Source organism: Streptomyces carminius, assembly GCF_002794255.1.
GTDB lineage: Bacteria > Actinomycetota > Actinomycetes > Streptomycetales > Streptomycetaceae > Streptomyces > Streptomyces carminius.
This window is the reverse complement of the sequence record NZ_PGGW01000029.1, coordinates 1-1,862: the sequence shown is the minus strand read 5'-3', so window position 1 is coordinate 1,862 and position 1,862 is coordinate 1. Positions and strand designations below refer to the sequence as shown.

General features: G+C 65.8%; 2 protein-coding genes. Both read left to right on the top strand.

The features are described from left to right. A partial coding sequence (locus tag CUT44_RS08650; protein ID WP_100201592.1) for an ABC transporter ATP-binding protein occupies positions 1-791 on the top strand: 791 nt, incomplete at its 5' end. After that, positions 784-1,862: ABC transporter ATP-binding protein (locus CUT44_RS08645; RefSeq protein WP_100201594.1), on the top strand; the 1,079-nt coding region annotated here is incomplete at its 3' end. The genes CUT44_RS08650 and CUT44_RS08645, both read left to right, overlap by 8 nt.

Here is a 1,862-nt window from a genome sequence, read left to right as displayed (position 1 = left end):
TCTTCCAGGGGCGGGACCTGCTGAAGCTGCCGGAGGAGGAGCGGCGCCGGGTGCGGGGACGGAAGATCGCGATGATCTTCCAGGACGCGTTGTCGGCGTTGAATCCGGTGTACAGCGTGGGTTTCCAGTTGGGGGAGATGTTCCGGGTCCATCGCGGGCTTTCGCGGAAGGAGGCGAAGGCGAGGGCGGTGGAGTTGATGGACCGGGTGCGGATTCCGGCGGCGCGGGCGCGGGTGAACGATTATCCGCATCAGTTCTCCGGTGGTATGCGGCAGCGGATCATGATTGCGATGGCGTTGGCGCTGGAGCCGGATCTGATCATCGCGGACGAGCCGACGACGGCGCTGGATGTGACGGTGCAGGCCCAGGTGATGGAGCTGCTGGGGGAGTTGCAGCGGGAGTATCACATGGGGCTGATCCTGATCACGCATGATCTGGGGGTGGTGGCGGATGTGGCGGACAAGATCGCGGTGATGTACGCGGGGCGGATCGTGGAGACGGCTCCGGTGCACGAGTTGTACGAGCGTCCGGCGCATCCGTATACGCGGGGTCTTTTGGATTCGATTCCGCGGCTGGATCACAAGGGGCGGGAGCTGTATGCGATTCAGGGGCTGCCGCCGAGTCTGACGAGTATTCCGTCCGGGTGTGCGTTCAATCCGCGGTGTCCGCGGGCGCGGGAGGTGTGCCGGGTGGATGTGCCGCCGCTGTACCGGGTGACCGAGTCGGACGGCACCGAGTTGACCGGGCGCCGCAGTGCCTGCCACTTCTGGGAGGAGACCATCCATGGCTGAGATCAGGAAGAGTGACGAGGCCGTGGTGGAGGGCGCCTCTGCCGACCGTGCGCCGGACTCCGCCGTGGCCGGGGAGGCCGCGGTGGCCGCCGTGGAGAAGCCGGCCCGGCAGGGGGAGCCGGTTCTTGAGGTGCGGGGGTTGGTGAAGCATTTTCCGCTGACGCGGGGTGTGGTGTTCCGGCGTCGGGTGGGTGCGGTGCGGGCGGTGGATGATGTGTCGTTCACGCTGTTTCAGGGGGAGACGCTGGGGATCGTCGGTGAGTCGGGGTGTGGCAAGTCGACGGTGGCGAAGGTGTTGATGGGTCTGGAGCGTCCGACGGCGGGGGAGATCCGGTACAGGGGTGAGGACATCACGCGGTTGTCGGGTCGGGCGTTGAAGGCGGTGCGGCGGAACATTCAGATGGTGTTCCAGGATCCGTACACGTCGTTGAATCCGCGGATGACGGTGGGGGATATCGTCGGGGAGCCGTTCGATATTCATCCGGAGGTGGCGCCGAAGGGGGATCGGCGGCGGCGGGTGCGGGAGTTGCTGGATGTGGTGGGGTTGAATCCGGAGTACATCAACCGGTATCCGCATCAGTTCTCGGGTGGGCAGCGGCAGCGGATCGGGATCGCGCGGGGGTTGGCGCTGAATCCTGAGGTGATCATCTGTGATGAGCCGGTCTCGGCGCTGGATGTGTCGGTGCAGGCGCAGGTGGTGAATTTGATGGAGCGGCTGCAGGAGGAGTTCGATCTGTCGTACATCTTCATTGCGCATGATCTGTCGATCGTGCGGCATATCTCGGATCGGGTGGGGGTGATGTATCTGGGGAAGATGGCGGAGGTCGGTTCGGATGCGGAGATCTATGATCATCCGACGCATCCGTATACGCAGGCGTTGTTGTCGGCGGTGCCGCAGCCGGATCCGCGGGGGCGGGAGCGGCGGGAGCGGATCATCTTGTCGGGGGATGTGCCCTCGCCGGCGGATCCGCCGTCGGGGTGTCGGTTCCGTACCCGGTGCTGGAAGGCGCAGGAGCGGTGTGCGCAGGAGGTGCCGCTGCTGGCGGTGCCCGAACGCTTCGCGGGCAGTGA